The sequence below is a fragment of the Ligilactobacillus sp. ESL1201 genome, assembly GCF_058503265.1.
Window position 1 is genome coordinate 1,377,247 of sequence record NZ_CP196362.1, and the last position, 21,827, is coordinate 1,399,073.

Consider the following 21,827-nt stretch of genomic DNA (forward strand, 5'->3'; position numbering starts at 1 on the left):
GTCCCAGGCCATTTTCTTTTTTAATTATTAGCTTTTTGATACTCTCGTAAAGCCGTGAGCAACGACTGCACTGCGCCTTGCAAATTCTCCGGCGTAGTAGCTAAATTGAGCCGCACGTGACCTGCGCCCCCCGCACCAAACTGGCTACCGAAATCGACCGCTAGTTTCGCTTCATCTTGCACCACGCGTTTCAAATCTTTCGGTGCTACCACCGGCGATAAGTCCACCCACGCTAGGTAAGTTCCCTGCAAATCAGTGACATTGATCGCCGGAAAAGCGGCCTGCAACTGGGTCTTGAGGTAATCGAAATTATCATTAACGACCGCCAACAAACCTGTCAACCAGTCGGCGCCTTCACGGTAAGCAGCACCTGCAGCCACCTTCCCTAAAATAGAACCATCCGGTGCGTCTAAAGCCGCTTGCCTTTGGTCGTAACGTTCCCGCAACTGGGGGTTGGGGATGACGACGTGATTTAACAACAGGCTTGCCATATTAAACGTTTTGGAAGGAGCGTCAAGCATCACCAAATTATCGCGGTATAATCCGTCTTTAACGGACAACACCGAGGTGAATTTTTTGTCACCCGGTAACAAATCATGGTGGATCTCATCTGCGATCACCAACACGTGTTGCTGACGACACAACTCTAATAATTGTTCCAGCTCAGCCACACTCCAAACGCGCCCAACCGGGTTATGCGGGCTACATAGGATCAGCAATTTGACCTGTTTTTCTTGCATTTTAGCAGCCGCATCGGCTAGATTCATCTCGTATTGCCCGTTTTGCTCTGTCAACTGGCTGACAACTACGCGCCGGTCATTATTTTCGATCATCATTTTAAAAGGATAGTACACGGGTTCCATGATCATGATGTGATCTTGCGGCTGCGTCAGCGTTTGGATCAGGGTACTCAGCGACTGAACAACTCCCGTCCCGAAGCGGACCCATTCGCGGTGTAATTCCGTACCGTAACGTTGTTGTTGCCAGTTAAAATAAGCATCATAATACTCAGTAGGAGTCAACGAATAACCAAACGCCCCGTGCGCAACTCGCCGTTGCAAGGCCTCCTGTGCTGCTTTTGGGATCTTAAATTCGGTATCGGCGATCCATAAAGGATAAAGGTCGCTGGCACCGAATTCTTCTTGCAATCCATCCCATTTGATAGCCGCCGTCTGGTGCCGGTCAACTGCATACTGTGCGATAAATTCTTCCTTGTTCACATCAAACACTTCCTTCTTCTTTTTTCCACCATCTTTTTTTACGCGTTTTTTTCTTCTTAGCGGACTTGACCCCCAAAACTTCTAGCGCAAAAACGAAGATCGGGATCCCGACGATCAAGCCCCACATTCCGAAAAGTTTTTCCGCGACGGTCAACACGACAAACGTATAAAAAATCGGCAGGTTCGTTTTGCTCGACATCAATTTAGGATTCAACACGTAAGACTCTAATGCGTGGACCAAAATCAGCATCACCAAAACATAAATTACGTACTTGATCCCGCCGTCGGTGTATGCGATCAGCGTCATCGGGACCGCAGAAATGATCACTCCGGCCACGGGGATCATACTTAAAATAAAGATCATGATCACTAAACTATCTAACTGCGGCATTTTCATCAAGCCCAACCCGATCGCGGTCACCATCGTATTGACCAACGCAATCATGAATTGTGCCTCTAATACGACACCGAAAGTATTGACGAAAATTTTAGCGAAATACTGAACGTCTTGAAAAAACCACGCGAACGGTCCGCGTAAAAAGCTCTTGGAAAACTCCGTCATTCGTTCCTTTTCGATCGTAAAAAAGAAACTCAGTAATAAAGACATCACCACGGTCACGCCAAAACTACCGATCTTAGTAACGTAATGCAAGATCAGTGCCGCGCCGTTTTTCAACTGGCTGGTAACATCAAACTTAGTGATAAACTGCCCGATGATCCGCACCGCATCGTTAGCCCCCTTGGGTGGGTGTTGGTAAAATGAGATCACCGACCGCAACAGATCCATGAACTGGTTAAAGATCTTAGGGGCATAGATCGTGATCGCCAGGTAAATAAAAGCGAGCAATAACAGGTACACCGCGATCACGATCACCTTGCTCGAAATTTTAACGTACTTTTGGATCAGATTGATCAAGCTGACTATCAAAAAAGTAAAGATAAAAGTCAGCAAGATCGTATTCATCATTCCACGAAAAGCATATAACACCGCAATAATCAGTAATAAAACCGTCGCACGCCGTAAATGCATGCTATTCAAAAACTTATCCCACATCTATTTGCTCTCCTCTACTCATTGCATTATTGGTGGAGGACTTGCGCCACTGCCTGTTGAACTGGCTGACTTTGTTCTTTAATCAAAGCAACCCGGCTAGCGATAATTTCAATGTCCATTTTGATTTCTCTAGTCAGTCCCGGAGTACTTAATTTAGGCGTAAAGAAATCCTTAAATTCCTGTAACCGCGTAGTCGTGCTAAAGATCCCGGCGGTCACGGTCAGGTAAGTGATAAATTCCATATCACCACCAACGGTTTTTTCTAACCAATCCCACTGCTCACGCAGCCAGTCCCACGCCAACTGCTCTCCTTGCTGGTTAGCCAAAACTCCCCTGAACCACGCCCGCAGATCCTGCGGCTTGATCATCGCTGCGTCCTTGAAGTAGGTAAGCAACTTGCGTAACAACTGCTGGTCTTTAGCCCGGGGCAGTGCCGCCCGAATATCTTGTTGGTAACTAGCATCTGCACTTTGCTGGTATTCTTGCAATAAGAAATCCACTAACTGCGAACTGCCGTAATTTTCGACCTCACTAGCTAAAACCGTCAGCCGGATATCTGCGGGTAACTGAGCTAGTTGCGTGCGGTGTTCGTCAAATAAACGGTGCGCCGTTTTGATCACACTTTGGTCTTTAGCGTATAAAGCTGCAGACAAAATTACCGGCCGCATCAACTGGTCATCTTTAGACTCACTAGCTCGGGGCATAAACCCTAAACGTTCCAGTTGCCGACCGCTTAACCGACGGTAAAACTGCTTAAGTTGTTTTTGCGCGCTCTGCGATTCCTTAACAAACAACCGCAAGTCGTGGGCGATCTGGTAGACCATTTCAACGACGATGCTGGAAGAACTATTCGCAAACTGCGCCAAGACTAACACGATCTCGGCATAAGATACCCGCCGTGCTTGCGCTAATAACCGCAGGTCTTGCAGCAATTGTAACTGTGTGATCGGTGTCAACTCTTCTTGGTGTGCTAGCAGATCTTGCAGTAACGTCTGGTCGTAATGAACGATATAGTGCGCGTTATTTCCCACGTTTAACTGTAACGGCCGTTTTTCTTGCCGCCGTAACTGCGAGTAATTTTTTACCGTTAATTGCGGACTAGTCATTAAGTCCGGGAGTGCATCATAATTGCCCCCCAGCGGGATCTGCCACTGGCGCGTAGTTGCCTTATTTTCCCCTACCAAAAACTGTTCTTGGCTCAATTCCAAAGTATCGTCTTTAATTTTAGCATTGACTACCGGGTAGCCTGGTTGTTCCAACCAAGTCTGCATGATCGCACCGACGTCGATGCCAGCAGCTGCTCCCAGTGCTTGCCACAAGTCCGCTCCCGTCGCGTTACCGTAGCGATGAGCAGCAAAATACTGCTTTAGTCCGGCACGCAAAGCCTGGTCGCCTAGTAAGAAACGGACCATCACTAACAAGCGTGCCCCCTTAGCATAAACGATCGCCGAGTCAAATATTGCGTCGATTTCGGCCGGATGTTCGACTTGAACATGGACCGGCTGAACTCCCGGAGTAGCATCACGCTGCAAAGCCAACGGAGTTTCCGCGGTCTGGAACAACTCCCAGATATGCCACTCGGGCTCTAATTCGGCCACAGCAACGTATTCCATCATGTTAGCGAAACTTTCATTTAGCCACAGGTCGTCCCACCATTTCATCGTCACTAAATCACCGAACCATTGATGCGCCAACTCGTGGGTGATCACCGTCGCCACGTTTTGTTTGTTTGCCAGAGTCGTATTGTCCGAATCCAACAACAAGTAGGCCTCGCGGTAGGTGATCAAGCCCCAATTTTCCATCGCCCCCGCCGAAAAATCAGGCAGCGCTAATTGCCAAGAATGCGGTAACGGATAAGGAGTTTGATAAAACTCTTCGTAAAATTCGATCCCCCGTTTAGCAATGTCTAAAGCAAAATCTAATTCGTTAGCTTGATGAGCCTTAGTCGCAAAGACCCCGACTTCAACGCCACTGTTAGTCTTGGTCTTTTTCCCCTGCAATTCTCCAAACGCAAAAGCCACCAGATACGTTGACATCTTTTTAGTCGTTGCAAAATAATGAACACCGTCTGCTACCCGTTCTTCGGGCATATTAGCTAAGACGATCTCTCCTGGGTGTTCGTCAAATTTCAGTTCCAACGTAAACGTCGCCTTAGCTTCGGGTTCATCAACGCACGGAAATGCTTGGCGGGCAGCCGTCGTTTCAAATTGTGTTCCGATCAACTGTTTTGAGACACCATCGACTTGGTAATACGACGGGTAGATGCCCATCATCGTGTCGGTCAGGTGTGTCGTGTAAGAGATCGTTAATTCGATCGCACCGGTGTGTGGTAGCTCGATTTGAAGCGCTTCTTGCTGGTCGTTTACCTGGTAGTCAATCTTTTGGCCGGCCAGGGTGACTTCTTTTACCTCCAAGTATTTTTGGTGTACGAAGATCTGTTTGGTCTGTGCTACGCCATCGATCGTTGTTTTTCCTGTGATCATTTTTTGCTGGCGGTCGATGTCCAAGTACAACCGGTAATGTTCCGGTTTAAAGAATTCATAAAAGTGTGCCATCTAGCAAATCTCCTCCTCATCAAATTATCTAAACTGATTATACGACTTTGACGGTTAATTTTCTCGTCTCTGACCATAATCATAACACAAAACGAGCCATAACTATTGGTCGGTCAGACCAACGATTACGACTCGTTTTTTTACTATTCCAAATTAAACTTCCAGTTGCTGGAATTCAAAAGTGATGTGGTAAGTTTTTTTCGCATTCTTAGCTAGGACGATGTCACCGAAGTTTTCGTTATTGATCGCGTCGGGTAGCATCTGTGCTTCTAAGGCAACTCCCTCACTCGGTCGAGCTGGCGCACCGTTATCCCTAGCAAATTTCACTCCCGGCTGGGGAGCAGTCATTGTGTACATCACTAATCCGTTTCCTTCACCCGTGATCGTTACTTGTCGGCCGCTTGGCTGGTCTTGCAAGATGGCCGTCGGCTGCGTCGCCATTCCCGGACCATTAACTACAAACGCGTCGTCGAAGCCCTCGTTTTGAGCCACAGCAGCACCTAAATTTTTCAATTTACTAAAATCATAAACGGTATCAGCTAACGGCAAAACCCGTCCCGTTGGGATCATTTGTTCATCCGTTTGCAGTCGTTCTTTGCTGTTGATCTGCAACAGGTGGGTGTTTAAGTCCGACTGATCGCTCAAATTAAAATACGTGTGACAAGTTGGGTTGAACAGCGTATCTTGGTCACCGTTTAACGCACTGTAAGAAATAGTCACCCGGTTATGATTATCCAACGTATAAATGATCGTTGCTAACAGATTGCCGGGAAAGCCATCGTCTTCTTGGTTGATCTGTTTTTGGAAAACGGCGCTAACACTATTTTGCGCACGTGCGGTCGTTACCTTCCAGTTTAAAAAGCGAAAACCGTGCGGCCCACCGTGTAAGGTATTACCATTTTCGTTGGTCGGCAACTGAACTGACTGTCCGTTAATCTGGCAGCGCCCGTTTTTGATCCGACCACCTACCCGTCCGATCGACTGACAACAGCATAAACCATTACTGTAATAATCGGCGCTAGCAGCAAAATTCAGTAGCAAGTTTTTAGTACCACCCTGCTTACGCGGAACGCTAAATTCATGCCACGTTGCTCCCGCCGATAAACACGAAATGCTGACACCATGATCATTTTTTAACGTGGCCTTGATGACATCGTTGCCCTGATAAGTATCGAAAACTTCTTCTTTGATTTCCATTGTTTAAAACCGTCACTTCTTTCTCTTTGATTTCCACCATTATTTTAGCGCAGATCAGGCACTTTTAACAGCGGTTTCACAATAATTAGTAGTTTTTAGCCGCCTTTTTAGCGCGCACTACTTAACTATCCTAGTTGACTTTTTAAAAATTGGTATAGCTGATTGTAAAATAATGATTTAACGCGGATATAAAGCAGAAAAAGTGCTTATTTATCATTAAAAAGCCTAAATTAAGGCGAAAATAAAATCAGTTTTTATAATCATTTATTGATTATTTTAAATAAAACACTTGTTTTATCGCCAAAATAGTAGTATGGTATATCCGTTATTAAAAATGAGTTGGAGGTTATTAAATGAATAATACTACGATCGAAAAAGTCGAAGCCCGCAAAGAAAAAAATAAGGAATGGAAATTATCAAACGAACAGGGACATTTCTTACACGTCATCTTCTCAGTTGATCTGGAAAATCACATGAAGCAGTTACGTAACTTTTCCTTTAATCGTTTCGAATCAGAACAGATCAACGAGCTTTCACCGCTAGTACGCCAACTTGATCATGACTACGAATTAACGATCGACGAACAGACTGTCGGCAATGCCTTTTTACCATTAGCCCAAGATAAAGCTCAGTCTTTATTTACCGAAGTCGCTAGCTAATTAACTGGAAATAAAAAGCGGTATTGAACAAGCTGTAGCCAAGCCGGTTAACATTCTTAGGACCTAGACCGCTGCTTTGACGAACGCGATTAATACTATGACTTATGGAAATACAAAAAAGGCCTGAGGCAAAATGAATTTTGTCCCAGCCTTTTTTTGTGTAACTATTTTGAACCGGTTTTACCAGCCCGTATACTGACGTTCTTGGTAAGCCGAACGGTAAATTATTCAGCCTTTTCTGTTTTATCATTTACTTGTTCCACCATAGTCTTCAAATTGGTCCAGTAGCTTTCCATCTGCTTAAAATTACCGACCTTGGTCTGTTCGTACAGGTCAAGAAACGATTTATCTTTGCTGTTGTTGGTATAGTACTTCTCTTGCTCCTTATTGAGCTCATCAAACAACTGCAACACACTTGTGTCAGTTTTTTGTAACCTACTGAAAATGTCTTTGACTACGTCACGATAGGACTTCGTTTGCTCAGTCGTGTGCGGCAAGGTATCCAACTTGTTAATATTATCCATGTGATCCAAAAATTTAGATTCTGTCGGATCGTACGGGTGAAAATTAGCCCCAGCCTTGTTCATCTGGTACAACACTTGCCCTGCACCTTCCTCGTAGTTACGGTAATAGTACACCCGTTGCCCCAGCATTTGTTGGTACTGGTCAAACACGTCGTCGAATGCTTTTTGTTTATCTTTGGGCACCAGATTGTCCCTCAAGTACTGCAATGCCGCCACACTCGAATCGTATTCAGTTTGAAGCGCGTCGTGTGACTGGTGGTTAAACTCAATATTAACAAAGTTGTTGCGCGCTTCATCTACGCCATCAGCTATCTTTTGGATTGAATCCTGTAACTGCTGGGCTAAATCCTGATCCATATCCTTAAAAAAGCCATTTTGTTTTAACCCTTCATTGAAAATCTGTCCCACTTTAGTTTTAAGAAAACTAGTGCTAATTCCTAAATCGCCATTATATTCAGAAAAAATATTATCACGAGATAATATTTTATCCGCTAATTCAGGAACAAAATCATAGACTGTTGATTTTTTATCAAGATCATCACCAGCAACTGCACCATCATAAATATTCTTCAGAGCATTCAATTCTTGGTTAACATTATACTTAATGTTATATTTATCAACTAAATAATCCCGTAAAGTACCCATATCATAAAGATCCGGGTCATCAATAAGCCCTTCATTTAGAAAGCTCAGCAATGGATCCTGCGTATTTTGATCAAAGGCAAAGACCTGATCCATTTCGTCAAAAGAAAGCAGCGCGTCAAAACCATTAGGGCTTTTACTTTCATTCATCTTAACCATCTCTGGAGTCAATGCGGTTGGATCTTTTTTAAAGTGAAAACCGCACTTACTAGCAATATTCAACATCTGCTGTTGCAAATCCTTAACTACCTCTGGGTGATGAAAGTTCGCAAAAATTTTATCAAAATCCGGCGTATTCGTCGTTTCTACCTGTTGGTCTGGTTTAGCCGCAACGACTTGCTTTACTTCTTGGGGCTTTTGCGCAGCAATAGTTTTAGCATTGGGCGTTACTGGTGGCACACTACTGTAATTTGAAATTCCGTTAATCATGTTAATCACCTCCTCTCTATCTATACTATCGGCTGATGTAAGCGAATTTTTAAATTAATCACAAAAAAAGTTGGAACAAAATTAACCGTCCCAACTTTTTTCCAGTATATTATCTACCTTATTTTACAATTAATCATCATATCCTTGCGGATGAGTAGAGTGCCATTTCCATGCCGTCTCAATGATCTTATGAATATCATCGAACTGCGGCTGCCAGCCCAAAACTTCACGTGCCTTAGTCGAGGCTGCCACCAGTGTATCGGGATCGCCACCGCGACGCGCAGCAATTTTAGCCGGAATTGGTTTTTGAGTAACGTCACGAGCAGCCTTGAGAATTTCTAAATTAGAAAAGCCCGTCGATGAACCGAGATTGAATGCCGTCGACTCGTTTCCTGCCAGTAAATACTTGACGGCCAAAATGTGTGCGTCAGCCAAATCAGTCGGATGCACGTAATCGCGCACATTCGTGCCATCCGGAGTGTCGTAATCGTCGCCATAGATCTGTAACTCAGCTCGTTTTCCTTGAGCCACTTGTAAGACGATCGGCAACAAGTGCGTTTCTGGCCGGTGGTCTTCACCGATCGAACCGTCCTCTTTAGCACCGGCAACGTTAAAGTAACGTAGCGCTACAAATTTAATACCATGCGCTTGATCGCTCCACTTCATGATCTTTTCCATCATCAATTTACTTTCACCGTAAGGATTGATCGGCACTTGCGGGGTAGTCTCTTTAATTGGGGTTTCCTTAGGGATCCCGTACGTGGCCGCACTGGAAGAAAAGACGATCTTGTTGACGCCAACTTCATTCATCACTTCCAGTAATTTGATCATCCCCGCCACGTTATTATCAAAATACTTCAGCGGTTTTTTCATCGATTCAGCCACCAACGAGTAAGCAGCAAAATGAATGACCGCTTCGATCTGCGGATTTTCTTGAAAAACGCGCCGCATAAAATCCTGATCGGCAATATCCCCCTGATAAAATTTAGCCGCAGGATTAACGGCAGCACGGTGACCAGTTACCAAATTATCTACCGCCACCACCTCGTGGCCCTTTTCTAACAAACGATCAACTGTGTGTGAGCCGATGTAGCCTGCTCCTCCCAAAACTAAGACTGACATTCCTATCCCTCCAACTCGATATTTAACACTCTCATTTTACCCCTTTTACTGCGAATTAACAGCACTATTATCGGGCGAGAACTTGTGCAATCGGCGGGCATGTGGTTAACTAGAAGTAGCATTACTACACTTTAAAGGAGTATTACCATGGCCGCATTAGTCTATCAAAAAATCATCACCGACTTAAAAAAGAAGATCTTCGCAGGCGCATTTACCAACCTCCGTCTGCCGGATGAACGTACGCTTGCCGCCACTTATAAAGTTAGCCGCAGTTCAGTCAAACGCGCGTTGACCCGCATGGCTAATGACGGCATCATTTTTAAAAAACGCGGATCAGGGACTTTCATCAATCCCTTATACCTCAAAAATGAATCTGTCTTTAACTACGAAGAAAGTTCCAACCTCGGAGTTTCCGATAATTTTAAGATGAACGGGCAAAAACCCCAGATCAAAGTCTTAAACTTCGAAGTCACTCGTCCGTCTAAAGAATTACAGCGCGACTTATTTTTACAAGCAGACGATTTTGTTTACCGGATCGAACGCCTCCGCCTGTTCGACCAAAAGCCCTTTATGATCGAGACTGGCTACATCCCCATCAAAATTTTACCGAGCCTATCGCTCAAAAATATTTCGGGATCGATTTTCAATTACGTGCAACAAAACTATGGTCAAACCGTTTCTAAGGCGTTTTTATCAATTTTTGCCGAGCCTTCTAATAATAACGACCAAGAACTGCTGGGATTAAAGCCCATCGAGCCCGTCGGTATCATGGAAGGGATCTTTTTTCTCAATAATGGCACGCCATTTGAATTTTCCCACATGCGCCTACACTACCAATATATGAAATATAACACGTTCGTTGCGGTTAATGATAAAGCTTGAGATAACAACATCAATGCTAAAAACGGAGGAGTTGGGACAAAAAGCGCTTAGCAGTCGAGCGCTAGCCTAGTTTCAAAGTAAAACCCGAACTTAGGTTTTATTTTGAAACGTAGCTAGGCACAAACTGCTGCTTTTTGGAGCACGATCAGTCTATTGCCTAAGGAAAGCAAAGAGGGAGCTGGAACAAAACTAAGTTTTGTCCTAGCCCCTCCGTTTTTATTTTCCATAAGCAATAGACTTAGTCGCGTTCGTCAACTCTAATGATCCTAATTTTCTTATTCCAGACTAATCTTCAGTTACTGCTGACTTTTTTTGATCCGCATCATACATATACTGACGAGTCATTGGCAGGTCTGTACCACTCGGTCCTTTAACCAACAAAAACTGCATCACATCGATATTGCCGGCTTCAAAGGATGCCGCACAAGCCTGTAAGTACATCGACCACATCCGGCAAAATTTCTGCCCGTAGCGACCCTGGACTTGTTCTTCAACTTGCAAGAAATTATCGTACCAAATTTCCAGAGTCTTTTGGTAGTGACGGCGCAGCGGCTCCAAGTCTGCCAACTGCAACTTAGCGTCCATTACGTGTTGCAAGTTTTCGACCATGTTAGGAATGTAGCCACCAGGAAAGATGTATTTGGCGATAAACGGATCAACGCCCGCGCCTTCGTGTTGCCCAGTGATCCCGTGAATCAGCGCGCGACCATTAGGCTTCAGTAAGTCCGCTACTTTTTGGAAGTACTCTCCCAAGTTTTCCTTGCCGACGTGTTCAAACATACCCACAGAAGTTACGTAATCATACTTATCAAGCAAGTCGCGGTAATCACGCAGATAAACTTCTACTTTACCTTCCAAACCTCTTTTTTTGATCTGTTCTTTGGTATAATTATACTGTTCCTGACTTAAAGTCACACCCGTTGCGTGGACCCCGTATTCTGCGGCGGCCGTGAAGATCAAAGTTCCCCAGCCCGAGCCGATATCCACTAACTTAGCACCCGGTTTGATGTTTAATTTATTCAAAATGTGATGAACCTTGTTGATCTGTGCTTGTTCCAGCGTATCATCGTCATGGGCGAAATACGCACAAGAATAAGTCATCGTCGGGTCCAACCACATGCGGTAAAAATCATTGCCAATATCATAATGACTTTGAATGTCATTTTTAGAATTTTGCTTAGAGTGCGACATTTTGGGCAAGCGTTTGAGAAAAGAATTTTTCATTAAAAAGCTACCAGCTCGTCTATAAGCGGCTGCTACCAACTTTTGAATCGCATGGTCACCGTGGATCACCAAATCACCGTTCATGTATGCTTCACCCAGATACAACGTCGGCATCGAAGTCAATTCCTTTAACGGGATTGCTTGGTGCAACTCCACTTTGATCTCGGGTTTTCCCTGACCATAGTTTTCCGTTTGCCCGTCCCAATAAGTGACCGCCAACGGAATATCAAAAGCGTTGCTCAATAATTTACGATAAATCGTTTTTTCTAACATCCAAAAATGCCTCCATCTAATTCAAAAATTTACTCTCTCATATTGGAAATCTGTACCGACTTTACTCCCGCCATCTGTTTGAGTTCCAACAAAAAGTTGTTGGTGTCATACTGTTTTTTGACCAAGGCGTCCGTTTCCAGACTGATCCGATCAACGGTCACCGCCATGACGTGAAAATCAACGTCTTTAGCTTCGTGTTGCGTGTAAAATTCCTGTAACTGCGCTAATGAGATCTGCTCTTTGTTAATTTCGATGTGTAACCGTAAACGCACATAAGGCATTACCTTATTGATAAAGGTATCATCATGAAATAACCGCTGGATCAACGCAATCAGTAAGGCAGCAATGATACCGATCAGATATAATCCGGCACCTTCGGCCATTCCGATCGCAGCCGTAGCCCAAACTCCTGCCGCGGTAGTCAGGCCGCTGACCTGTGAACGCCGCACTAAAATTGTTCCCGCACCGATAAAACTGATCCCACTGACGATCTGAGCAGCGACCCGTGACGGATCTAACGCGATGTTATGCAAGCCCAGCATGTCATAAAAACCATATTTAGAAACGATCATGATCAGCGCCGCCGCCATACTGACTACCATATGAGTCCGGATCCCCGCACTCTTCCGCAGTTTAGAACGTTCGTAGCCGATCAGGCCCCCACAAGCAGCTGCCACGAAGAGACGTAATAACCAGTCAGCCTCTTGAGCCAATGACAAAAAAACACCTCCACTTAGATTTGTCAATATTCTATCTTAGCATAATTAAGCAATTTTGCACGTTAATATGCTTCAAGTTAGTGATAAATCCAGTGAGGTGCTCTTTTAGTCTGCTAAATAAATTTTCTTTAGGTCACTTTGCTGTTGCTTAGTCAGGTGTAACTCGGTTTCTAAATAATTCTTCAGTGATCCAGACTGCTTTTCGATATTGTCTAACGCACACATTAAGTAGTCACGCGAAACGGTATTCAAAGCCCTAATATTAGTCAGGTAAACTAAATCGTCCTTCGCACCTAAGGCCTCTTCCATTTGCCGTAAGTGCTCTTTAAGGTACCGGTTAGAAATCAAATAATCATCGCTGATTACTTTCCACTCCACTCCTAGAGCCGTCAGTAAGTAGACCGTAGCCATGCCCGTCCGGTCCTTGCCAGCCGAACAGTGATAAAGTACTGCCTGGTCCGGTTGGTCGTTAGCCAACAACACGTCGAAAAATTGCCGGTATGATTTTTTAGAGTTGTCCGACAAAACGATGTCGCGGTAAGCGTGTAACATTTGTTCCAAGCCAGCACCCGGATGACTCAGTCGTTCTTTACGTTGCGCTTGGTCTTGTTTACTACTTTTAGTTTCATCTTCCGAAAAAACCGGCATAAAATAATACTGCGCCTGTGGTAATTTTTGGTCCGGCGCTTCTTTTTTTTCGGTCGGTGAGCGAAAGTCAACGTCGTACCTGACACCGTACTCGTCTAAATACTGAATGTCTTCTTGTGCTAGTTTGGCTAAACTGCCCGAACGGATCAGCTTATGTTTTTTTAGATGCTGACCGTCGATAGTCCGATAACTTCCTAAGTCCCTAAAATTAAAGCCCTGTTTGATCGGTAATAAAATTTGTCCCATGTGTTCCTCCATTTCAACACCTACTTTAACTTGAAATTATTATTACCTTCAGCATAGCAAATTTAGCAGCAATTTAATAGTTTAAATATCAACATATATAAACGTTGATATAGCAACAATCGAAAAAATAAAATTGCTAAAAAGGCTAACTAGAGGCTAACAAAATCTAAATACTGGCTGGCAAGTAAGACGCTTTGTAATTACGCAAGGCGTTTTTTAGTGCAAAAAAATAAGCCTACCCGGTCAAGAATAGACTTATTAAGTCGGGTAATCAGCCCGAAAGAGGTGAATAACCCCTTGTTATTCTTACGCATTAATAATAGACAATTAACTTTAAATAAGTCAATCTAAAAAAATATTGATTAAAGCAAATTTCGTTGGTAATTGTTAATGTTCCGAAGAGCTTAATCACCTCTTAATAACGGAACAAAACGGTGTGAAGCTGCCTTGTTATTCTTAAAAGACTTAATACTTAGCGTATTGAGTAAACTTGTTTACGATGTGATCGTGCATTACTTCAATGTTTTGATCGATAAATATCGTAAATAACAAAGTGGAACCCTTGAGCCCTGTGCTTGGGAGTTCCTTTTTATTATATCACATTCAACGTGCGCAAGATCGCACTGGTTAAGGGGGCGTACTAAATGGTACAGGGTAAGAGGGTGTAAGATAAGGTTCCAACTTCCTACATACGATAAATAATAGTCCCTAACTTTGAGGACATCACAGGGTCAATACTAAGTTTCAAAACAGCCGGGCCCAACTTTGCGCTCGACTATCTGTATTAATAAATTAGCCGTCCCCAAAATCGGGGCGGGTGGTTCAGAATCATCTTATTTATTGATAAAAACATCAATATCCCCGTAATCGAATGATTTTCATGCTTCTCACGCGTGTTTTAAGGCTGTATTTCATCGCTTTAGTCAACAGGAACTCACGCATTAGACTCATACACATGTAACTTAACCCCAGTTACACCAACATAATAATCAGCAAAGTGGCATCGCGCTTGCCGCAGCCTATACGACATCGACGTATAACTATAACCGAATTTTATCTCAATCTGATTAATTATAGTGTATAGCAAATTTTTAATGATAATTCTTGATATATCAACATTTTATAAAGTTAGGTATGTCAACCTACTAACAAAATCTAAAATACTAGTTGGCAAGTGGTCACCTCGCGTAATTGCGGGGGATTTTTTTAGCGCAAAAAATAAGCTTACCCGGTTAGGAGTAAACTTATAAACGGGTAACTAGCCCGAAAGAGGAATTGCCTCTTATGCTCTCGTTCAACATAATCGTAAAGCATTGCCCTTAATAAGTCAATGAAAAAGTAAATTGATTACAGTAGTTATTGTTGGTATGATTAACAATGTTCCGAAGGGACTAACTACCCCTTAGTAATGGAACAAAAGAGGTGATTACCTCATGCTCTCGTTCGTAACTCAATTGGTACTTAGTGTACTGATTAATGTTATTTCTGGTGTTGCCCTACGTCTATATGACGTTTGGATTAATAACCACCGTAAATAATATATTGGATCCTCAAGCTTTCACTTGAGGGTTCCTTTTTATTATATCACATTCAACGTGCGCAAGATTGCGCTGGTTAAGGGGGCGTACTTTTTGGTACGGGGTTCAAATTAACATCGCTACACCTAATTTTAAGCTGTTATCGTGCTCTCAGACGCATTGTAAGCCTTTGATGGTCTGTTCTCTTATTAATCAAATTACAGTTCGTGGTGGCTGATATACTTGCAGTTCAACACCGGTTAAACCGAAATAGTAATCAGCGAAATGACAACAAGCTTGTTGTAGTTTATACGCAATTGCTGTTTTACCGTATCCGAATTTCATTTCAATTTGAAAATTCTTTAGATGATCGCCGTATTTAGCTAGAAAAATCTGACCTAGCTCTGGTTCATTTTCGACGAATTTCCTTGTGGCTTGCGCGACGCTATTAACTGTTTCTTCAGCACTCAGGTGAGCAATAATTGCTCGATCGTAATTAAAACCAGTTGTTTGTTTTTTACTAGGTACCCCTATTAATACTGCTCCTCTTAATGCTCCGGGTGTTTTTCCTGCTAGTCTTACGGCATGTAAATAATCTTTAGTTAAGAATTTCCGCACGCGTTTTGCCGTTTCTTTTTTGTTGATTTCAGGTAAAATCACACTTTAAACCTCCATTTTGATTATTAAACGTGCTCTCAGGTCAATTTAAAGCCTTAGTTCATCATTTTAACGGGTAACTTATTTGCTAAAATAAAATATAGCGCGTTGTGACCGATTAAGAGAGCGTAAAATTCCACCCTCCTATGAAAAATATTAGATTATCTCAGGTTTAAGCAAAAAAAGTAAGGTTTTGATAGGTTCTTAGTTTTTATTAAACATGTCCTATATCGTTATTCAGGGCTGATTTAGCGATGTTTTTGCACCCTTCCTAGGTAATTAAATACTTTCGTCTAACACCAGTTTATCAGCTGTATTTGCTGCTTAAAGCTGAGTTTAGCTGGTGGCAAAAATTTTAAAAAACTAATTTATTGTGAGCTGAGAGGCTGGTGCCGCTCCTTAATCTTTGATATACCAATATTTCAAGGTGAGGGGGGTATAAAAGTATTACAGTGGTTTGTGGTTATAGTCATGGATTCGTTTGTAGGTTACTACTAAAACACATTTGTTAAATCTTCTGCTTAACTTAGTTTTTTGATGAAATACGTGGCAACCGTGGCAATAGTGGCAAAAGCACTGTTATATCAACGTTAACCCCTTGCCACCATTGAAGACTAACGTGGCAAGATGGTGGCAAGGCCGTAAAGCTTGCCACGTAGTTGCCACTACCTTGCCACGTAACCATTGCTTAAAAATATTGATATATCAACAATAATGCCACTATTGCCACGGTTGCCACGGTTTAAAACAAAAGTATTAAACTAATCTAAAATACGCACGAATTTGTTTACCATTTGCCATACTTCTTTTGTATTTCCAGCCATCTAAGCTATCCATGATTAGTTTAATTTTTTTGGCCTCACTTTGTGTTCTTCCCGATAAGTAACGGTCAACTGTTTTGTTGAATACTACTGCTAAGATTTCTGCCGTTGTGGTATAATTAAGGTCGATTAAAGTAGTGCTACACTTATCTTTTAACCACTTTGAGCCTGCGATATTTCCGTCATGACGAACGTAGAATTGTTTATCACTAACTGAAAGCTCGTGCCAGTTCTTGGGAACTTTTAAAGCAACAAAATGCTTAATAGCCTCTTCTAACGGATCGATTAACTTAGCTGCTTGTTGATAGTCTTTCGCAGCGTGGACTGTTTTTTTATCTGGGTAAAGTGGTTCATCATTATCAAACCAGTTTTTGGCTTCGGCTAAGAGCTGGTTTATTTCGTTTTGATTTGGTTGCCATACGTTTTTAGTTGGCTTGGTAACACCGCATTTAATCGGGTAAAATCTACGTTCGCCAGTAGCATCTCTTAAATAATCCGTTTGGTTAGTAGTTCCGATGAACACACATTTGCGCGGATGTGGTAGGTTATAGTGCCCATATGAAGCTCTATAAGTATCAACTTGCGCACTAATAAAGTTTTTAGTTTTCTCAATTTCGGTCTTTTTCATCGCTGATAATTCTGCAATTTCGATAATCCATGAACCCTTTAATTGCTGATAGTCATCTTTATTTTGACCTAGTCCCGCTAAGCTATCATTAAATTTATCAGGGCAAAGAATTCTGGCGGCGCTACTTTTGCCGATACCTTGTTTACCTTCTAAGATTGGTACGATCTCAAATTTAACTCCTGGGCGATAAACTCGGGTAATTAATCCAGTCAGCCATACCTTGGTAATTGAGCGGGTATAGTCGTTATTTTCTGCGCCTAAGTAGTCAATAAAGTAGTTAGCGGCTCTTGGTGTTCCGTCCCACTTAACTTGTTCTATTCGTTCTTTAACGGGGTTAATAACTTGCTCTCGTGAGACGTTAATGACCGCATCACTGATATTGTCTTTACCAAATAATAACCCATATTTTCTTTCTAAATATTCTCTTAAAATGGCATCAGCAGCATCGTTCCAAAATCCTTCAGTAATCTTCAATTCTGGTACATCTCTTAATACTACAACCATCTCAGCAAAATCATCGTAAGCAATAACGTCTTTTAGCAATTCATCATTTTTGACCAGCATTTTAATGTTGTATACTGAGCGGACTTTGATACCACCTTCATTTGTTAGCCTTAGATCATCTTGCCAAGTGTGAGCTTTTAATAATGCGTCAGCTTGGTTAGCTTGTTTTTTCAATGTGTTAGGTATTTCAACTATCGGCATTACACGCTCACTTCCTTATTGCGTTTTAAAATTGAAGCAAATATCTGGTTAACCTCATTGTCTCTAAGCGGTTGGTCAATAAAGTTTTGGTTAATCAATAGCATCAAGTTATAAATAGTTTTACTATCTGCGCCACTCCAAAACAATTTGCCGGCAATCTTAGTTAACCATGTATTTCTTTCACCAACATCGCAGCCGCATACTATTTCATCTAGTAACTTACCAGTCCATTTCTTGGAACGAGTATTTTGTTTGATACGCTGTCGCTGGGGTTTAATCAATTCAATTAACCACTGAGGGCAATCTAGCACATCACTTAAAGTTTGTTCACTTCTTAATGGTTTGTATTGTCCCGCTGGTGTCTCGCTGGGTGCAACTACACAGAAATCACTCAGTACGTCAATTCCTGGGGCGATGTTCGTTAAGTGTACCCGTTTGCCAGTATAGCGATAAAAATAGTGTAATCCGTTATGTGGTGTTTTTTCGATATAGGTAGCAGCTGGCAATTTTTTGCCTTGTTCTTGCCAGTTAATAACGGATTGCTTGCCGTTTTTGCTATCATCGTGTAAATCTACGTCAACTACAAGTAAGTTGCTAGTATCTAACCTTAAAGCGATGTTTAAGTTAGGATGTTGAAAGAGTTCGAACACCGTTGCTACATCGCTAGTGGCATCAAGATACCCGTGACTACCTTTGAGTGGCTGTTTAGTGTTTTGAGCTAGGGGATAAACTTCATACCCTAGCTTTGCTAATTTTAAGGCTTGATCTAATACACTAAATTCGGTCATCTGTTTCACCTCAATCCGTAACGGTATCCGGGCAAATAGTATCGGCAATGTCATTTAAACTGTTATAAGTAATTTGTAGGCTATCTTCTAAACTATCCAGTCCATTGGCAAAAAAGTTTCTTTTTAAAAGAGTCGATTCTTTTTGTGAACCGTAATTTATTGCGTCCAAATAAAGCCAGGCTAGTTTTAGTTGGGTAGCAATATTTCCTATTTTCCAAGCGGCATGCATTAAAAATTCAGCTGTCACTGGTTTACTATCCGGTGTTGTGATAGAATTACCACGTGTTTTGTTAAGCAGTGCCACGCTTTCACTTTGGACGGTTGAGCGTGGCTTTTTTGTGTTCAGCGATGTTTCTATGTCTTTTCTTTTGTTCATTGGCAAAACTTCCTTTCTATACTTGTTTAAATACCAGCGATGTCATAACACTTACTCAGTCCCACTTGCCAGCCAGCATATTATTTTTTTAACTGAGTAAAACGGTGGCTTTTCCGTGACTACCAAAAAATGGCTATCATGTTACCGAGCGTTTTCTAACATAAAACGATCTATTTCAGAACGCTTGAAGCGATATGTGCCACCGATCAATGTGTAACGTGGTGCGGTACCTTTTTTGATCCAGTGGTCTAACGTGCTGCGAGAAATTCCTAGGTAGTCACATACTTCACCTTTACCCATGTATTGCGGGTAAGATTTCCGAGGGGCAGTACCGTTTAGTGCATCGCTAACCACTTCAACCACCTTGTTGGTCAATTGCTCTTCAAAATCTTGTGTCATAGCTATATTCATTTGCATTCATAATTCTCCTTTTACAATTAAATGTGTGTTTGCACAATTAAATAGATATTTAGTGATTATATGTTATTACTATCCAATAATTAAATCAAGTATTATATTTGGTATTTGCCTATTTATATTGATTTATGTCTGAATTGAAGTATAATTTTAATGAATACATCAAAGTAAGGTGAATTAACATGCTAGCAAATAAATTAAATGTTTTATTGGCAGAAAGGAATCTATCAATTAAGACGGTAGTCGAAGATACTGGACTTTCTCGCAACACGTTATCAAATATGATAAATAACCCACAGGGGAATATTTCTATAAAAACTGTTGATACATTATGTAATTATTTAGAAGTTAGCCCAAATAATTTTTTTGTCTACTCTCCATATATCTTTAACTTTAAGGATTCCTCCTACGAGGAAGATGCTTTACTTATAGAAGTTGTTAAGGGTATGGAAAGAAAACTTTTTTCTCTTCATGTAATCTTTACAACTGATAATTTTGGTAATGAAACAGAAGATAGATTAAACGATCATGACTATTACTTCACCATGTATACAGAATTACCAGGTTTTGGAGCAATATATCAAGGATTACCACCACAATTTAAAAATACTGTTATCAATACTTTGTTACAATATCTTGAAAATATTGTTAAAGACTATAAGTTAAAAAAAATCGGTATTCTTGATTGCTCTGTAGAATTTTCATTTTTTGAAGGTATAAATTCTAACAACGTAATTTTTTTTAAAGATATATCATTTGACACATCAAAGGGTAAGTTTCTATCTCTATAATTTTTCTTTTACATAACTACTTGCCAGCCAGCGGAGTTATGAAAGGAAAATGAACAATGGCATCATACAAAAAATATCAAACTAAACAGGGTACCAAATGGAAATTTCAACTATTTGCTGGTCGTAATGAACAGGGGAAGCAGATCATCAAGAAACGCGCAGGTTTCGATACCAAAAAAGAGGCCTCCGTCGCAGCTGCCAAACTTGAAAAGCAGCTAAAAACTGAAAGCCTCTTAGTTGATGAAAATCTAACCTTTGAACAAGTATATAAGCTTTGGCTGGATAATTACAAAAATACTGTTAAAGGATCTACATTCAAAGTTGTTAAAAGTGATACGGACAATAACATTTTAACATTTTTTGAGAAAAAATTTATTAAAGACATCACAGTTTCTCAATGCCAGCAGGCCGTTAACACTTGGTTTAATAAACCTTTAAAGCGTTACAATTCAATTTTTAGGTATTTAATCAAAATTTTTGACTATGCTGTAAGGATGAAATATTTAACTAGCAATCCGGCTAAAGCTGTGATTATTCCTAAAAAAAGACAGCAAAAAAAACGAGATTTGCGCCGCAAAGATCCTACTAACGTGATTAATTCACAGAAAAATTACTACACAAAAAATGAATTGAAAACATTTCTTGAATACAGTAGAAAAATGAAAAATAAGCAATGTTACCCCTTATTTAGAACGTTAGCATTTACTGGGGCACGATCTGGAGAAATAGCGGCATTAACTTGGTCCGACGTAAATTTTAAATACAACAGTATTTCAATTAGTAAAACAAAAGCTCAGACGTCACAAGGCTTAATTATTCAACCCCCTAAAACTGAAAATAGCAATCGTACAATTTTTATTGACCCTGTCACTACTAAAGTTTTAAAAAAATGGCGTGTTGAACAAAGCAGAATAATGCTAGCATGCGGATTTAACACCATGCAACCTAATCAGCTGGTTTTTACTGACAAGAAAAATTCTCTTCTGTATTCTGCAACAATTTCAATGTATTTAAAAAAAATATGTTCAATGTGTAATATAAAACGTATAACACCACACGGATTCAGACACACATATGCTACTCTTGCAATTCAAGGCGGCATGCAGCCTAAGGAGCTACAAGTTCAACTCGGACATAAAGATATCCAAACTACACTAAACATCTATACAGCACTAACCGATCAGCAATTAGAAAGTATACCGGATAAATTCACGGCCTTCGTCAACTTTTAATTTAGCACGATCAAGAGGCTAACTAGAGGCTAACAGGCTAACTAAAAGCTAACAAAAACTGTACATTTTCATAAATATTTGGCAATTTTTAAAATCATGAATGTTGATTTATCAGCATTCTATACATTATAGCTAATGGTTAATAACGAAGCTCAACTTTAGCAGCAATTTAATAGTTTCAGCGACGTAATTTCTGTGTTTTATTAATTATTCGACAGCTGTTTTAATTTTTTTGTTATTTTGCTCTTGCAATTTTAATTTTTTCTGTTATGATAATAATCAATTAAAGCAAAGACAATAAAAAGACAAGTAAACAAGTTAAGGATGACAGTGAAGCGGGAATAGTGGGAACCCGGAATAGTTACTGGCTTGTTGAATAACACTTTTTGTAAGTCGCAAAGCTGAAACCATAGTAGGTTTTGCCGCCTGTCCGGTTCGTTACCACTGGAAACGTATGTTAGTACGTTATTGAGCTGGCTTATAATATATAAGCAACTTGGG

At 41.2% G+C, this 21,827-nt stretch carries 18 protein-coding genes; 4 read left to right on the forward strand and 14 right to left on the reverse strand.

Annotation, left to right across the window (positions count from 1 at the left end):
- Positions 1–20: 20 nt before the first annotated feature.
- The 4 genes from ACSYSK_RS06905 to ACSYSK_RS06920 form a co-directional block, all read right to left on the reverse strand.
- Positions 21–1,220 (reverse strand): MalY/PatB family protein, encoded by a 1,200-nt coding sequence (locus tag ACSYSK_RS06905; protein WP_491714411.1) that lies wholly within the window; start codon positions 1,218–1,220, stop codon positions 21–23.
- Between the two features lies 1 nt (position 1,221).
- Positions 1,222–2,274: an AI-2E family transporter gene (locus tag ACSYSK_RS06910; RefSeq protein ID WP_491714412.1), complete on the reverse strand. Its 1,053-nt coding sequence runs from the start codon at positions 2,272–2,274 to the stop codon at positions 1,222–1,224.
- 26 nt (positions 2,275–2,300) lie between these two features.
- Positions 2,301–4,829 (reverse strand): M1 family metallopeptidase, encoded by a 2,529-nt coding sequence (locus ACSYSK_RS06915; protein WP_491714413.1) that lies wholly within the window; start codon positions 4,827–4,829, stop codon positions 2,301–2,303.
- A gap of 153 nt (positions 4,830–4,982) precedes the next feature.
- Positions 4,983–6,026: an aldose epimerase family protein gene (locus ACSYSK_RS06920; RefSeq protein ID WP_491714414.1), complete on the reverse strand. Its 1,044-nt coding sequence runs from the start codon at positions 6,024–6,026 to the stop codon at positions 4,983–4,985.
- Between the two features lie 353 nt (positions 6,027–6,379).
- Between ACSYSK_RS06920 and ACSYSK_RS06925 the strand changes: the two genes are divergently transcribed.
- Positions 6,380–6,685 (forward strand): hypothetical protein, encoded by a 306-nt coding sequence (locus ACSYSK_RS06925; RefSeq protein ID WP_491714415.1) that lies wholly within the window; start codon positions 6,380–6,382, stop codon positions 6,683–6,685.
- 224 nt (positions 6,686–6,909) lie between these two features.
- Here ACSYSK_RS06925 and ACSYSK_RS06930 read toward each other — a convergent pair whose 3' ends face one another.
- Together ACSYSK_RS06930 and galE are read right to left on the reverse strand one after the other, a co-directional pair.
- On the reverse strand, positions 6,910–8,280 hold the full coding sequence (locus tag ACSYSK_RS06930; protein ID WP_491714416.1) for a hypothetical protein: 1,371 nt from the start codon (positions 8,278–8,280) through the stop codon (positions 6,910–6,912).
- Between the two features lie 129 nt (positions 8,281–8,409).
- Positions 8,410–9,402, reverse strand: coding sequence for a UDP-glucose 4-epimerase GalE (gene galE, locus ACSYSK_RS06935; RefSeq protein ID WP_491714417.1), 993 nt, complete (start codon positions 9,400–9,402; stop codon positions 8,410–8,412).
- Positions 9,403–9,549: 147 nt separating this feature from the next.
- Here galE and ACSYSK_RS06940 point away from each other — a divergent pair, with 147 nt between their 5' ends.
- A complete protein-coding gene (locus ACSYSK_RS06940) occupies positions 9,550–10,284 on the forward strand; it encodes a GntR family transcriptional regulator (protein WP_491714418.1) in 735 nt (244 codons plus the stop codon).
- A gap of 285 nt (positions 10,285–10,569) precedes the next feature.
- On the opposite strand, the gene ACSYSK_RS06945 is transcribed toward ACSYSK_RS06940, so the two are convergent.
- From ACSYSK_RS06945 to ACSYSK_RS06980, 8 genes are all read right to left on the reverse strand, one after another.
- Positions 10,570–11,781 carry a class I SAM-dependent methyltransferase gene (locus tag ACSYSK_RS06945; RefSeq protein ID WP_491714419.1) on the reverse strand — a complete coding sequence of 404 codons (1,212 nt, stop codon included), beginning with the start codon at positions 11,779–11,781 and terminating at the stop codon, positions 10,570–10,572.
- Between the two features lie 29 nt (positions 11,782–11,810).
- Positions 11,811–12,494: an MgtC/SapB family protein gene (locus tag ACSYSK_RS06950; protein WP_491714420.1), complete on the reverse strand. Its 684-nt coding sequence runs from the start codon at positions 12,492–12,494 to the stop codon at positions 11,811–11,813.
- A 111-nt stretch (positions 12,495–12,605) separates the two neighbouring features.
- Entirely contained in the window at positions 12,606–13,394 is a 789-nt protein-coding gene (locus ACSYSK_RS06955) for a tyrosine-protein phosphatase (protein ID WP_491714421.1), read from the reverse strand.
- Between the two features lie 1,730 nt (positions 13,395–15,124).
- Complete coding sequence (locus ACSYSK_RS06960) at positions 15,125–15,571, reverse strand: ArpU family phage packaging/lysis transcriptional regulator (protein WP_491714422.1); 447 nt, start codon at positions 15,569–15,571, stop codon at positions 15,125–15,127.
- 753 nt (positions 15,572–16,324) lie between these two features.
- Positions 16,325–17,722 (reverse strand): virulence-associated E family protein, encoded by a 1,398-nt coding sequence (locus tag ACSYSK_RS06965; RefSeq protein ID WP_491714423.1) that lies wholly within the window; start codon positions 17,720–17,722, stop codon positions 16,325–16,327.
- Entirely contained in the window at positions 17,722–18,510 is a 789-nt protein-coding gene (locus ACSYSK_RS06970) for a bifunctional DNA primase/polymerase (RefSeq protein ID WP_491714424.1), read from the reverse strand. Before ACSYSK_RS06970 ends, ACSYSK_RS06965 begins: the two co-directional genes overlap by 1 nt.
- Before the next feature lie 10 nt (positions 18,511–18,520).
- On the reverse strand, positions 18,521–18,886 hold the full coding sequence (locus tag ACSYSK_RS06975) for a hypothetical protein (RefSeq protein WP_491714425.1): 366 nt from the start codon (positions 18,884–18,886) through the stop codon (positions 18,521–18,523).
- A 141-nt stretch (positions 18,887–19,027) separates the two neighbouring features.
- Complete coding sequence (locus ACSYSK_RS06980; protein ID WP_491714426.1) at positions 19,028–19,303, reverse strand: helix-turn-helix transcriptional regulator; 276 nt, start codon at positions 19,301–19,303, stop codon at positions 19,028–19,030.
- A gap of 182 nt (positions 19,304–19,485) precedes the next feature.
- Between ACSYSK_RS06980 and ACSYSK_RS06985 the strand changes: the two genes are divergently transcribed.
- Together ACSYSK_RS06985 and ACSYSK_RS06990 are read left to right on the forward strand one after the other, a co-directional pair.
- Complete coding sequence (locus tag ACSYSK_RS06985) at positions 19,486–20,094, forward strand: helix-turn-helix domain-containing protein (protein ID WP_491714427.1); 609 nt, start codon at positions 19,486–19,488, stop codon at positions 20,092–20,094.
- A gap of 56 nt (positions 20,095–20,150) precedes the next feature.
- The gene (locus tag ACSYSK_RS06990; protein WP_491714428.1) at positions 20,151–21,326 is read left to right on the forward strand and encodes a site-specific integrase; all 1,176 of its coding nucleotides are present in this window, start codon (positions 20,151–20,153) and stop codon (positions 21,324–21,326) included.
- The last annotated feature ends 501 nt before the right edge of the window (positions 21,327–21,827 follow it).

Coding starts and splice junctions, on each gene's coding strand:
- ACSYSK_RS06910 (WP_491714412.1), bottom strand. CDS start 2,274: ATGTGGGATAAGTTTTTGAATAGCATGCATTTACGGCGTGCGACGGTT.
- ACSYSK_RS06915 (WP_491714413.1), bottom strand. CDS start 4,829: ATGGCACACTTTTATGAATTCTTTAAACCGGAACATTACCGGTTGTAC.
- ACSYSK_RS06920 (WP_491714414.1), bottom strand. CDS start 6,026: ATGGAAATCAAAGAAGAAGTTTTCGATACTTATCAGGGCAACGATGTC.
- ACSYSK_RS06925 (WP_491714415.1), top strand. CDS start 6,380: ATGAATAATACTACGATCGAAAAAGTCGAAGCCCGCAAAGAAAAAAAT.
- ACSYSK_RS06930 (WP_491714416.1), bottom strand. CDS start 8,280: ATGATTAACGGAATTTCAAATTACAGTAGTGTGCCACCAGTAACGCCC.
- galE (WP_491714417.1), bottom strand. CDS start 9,402: ATGTCAGTCTTAGTTTTGGGAGGAGCAGGCTACATCGGCTCACACACA.
- ACSYSK_RS06940 (WP_491714418.1), top strand. CDS start 9,550: ATGGCCGCATTAGTCTATCAAAAAATCATCACCGACTTAAAAAAGAAG.
- ACSYSK_RS06945 (WP_491714419.1), bottom strand. CDS start 11,781: ATGTTAGAAAAAACGATTTATCGTAAATTATTGAGCAACGCTTTTGAT.
- ACSYSK_RS06955 (WP_491714421.1), bottom strand. CDS start 13,394: ATGGGACAAATTTTATTACCGATCAAACAGGGCTTTAATTTTAGGGAC.
- ACSYSK_RS06965 (WP_491714423.1), bottom strand. CDS start 17,722: ATGCCGATAGTTGAAATACCTAACACATTGAAAAAACAAGCTAACCAA.
- ACSYSK_RS06970 (WP_491714424.1), bottom strand. CDS start 18,510: ATGACCGAATTTAGTGTATTAGATCAAGCCTTAAAATTAGCAAAGCTA.
- ACSYSK_RS06975 (WP_491714425.1), bottom strand. CDS start 18,886: ATGAACAAAAGAAAAGACATAGAAACATCGCTGAACACAAAAAAGCCA.
- ACSYSK_RS06980 (WP_491714426.1), bottom strand. CDS start 19,303: ATGCAAATGAATATAGCTATGACACAAGATTTTGAAGAGCAATTGACC.
- ACSYSK_RS06985 (WP_491714427.1), top strand. CDS start 19,486: ATGCTAGCAAATAAATTAAATGTTTTATTGGCAGAAAGGAATCTATCA.
- ACSYSK_RS06990 (WP_491714428.1), top strand. CDS start 20,151: ATGGCATCATACAAAAAATATCAAACTAAACAGGGTACCAAATGGAAA.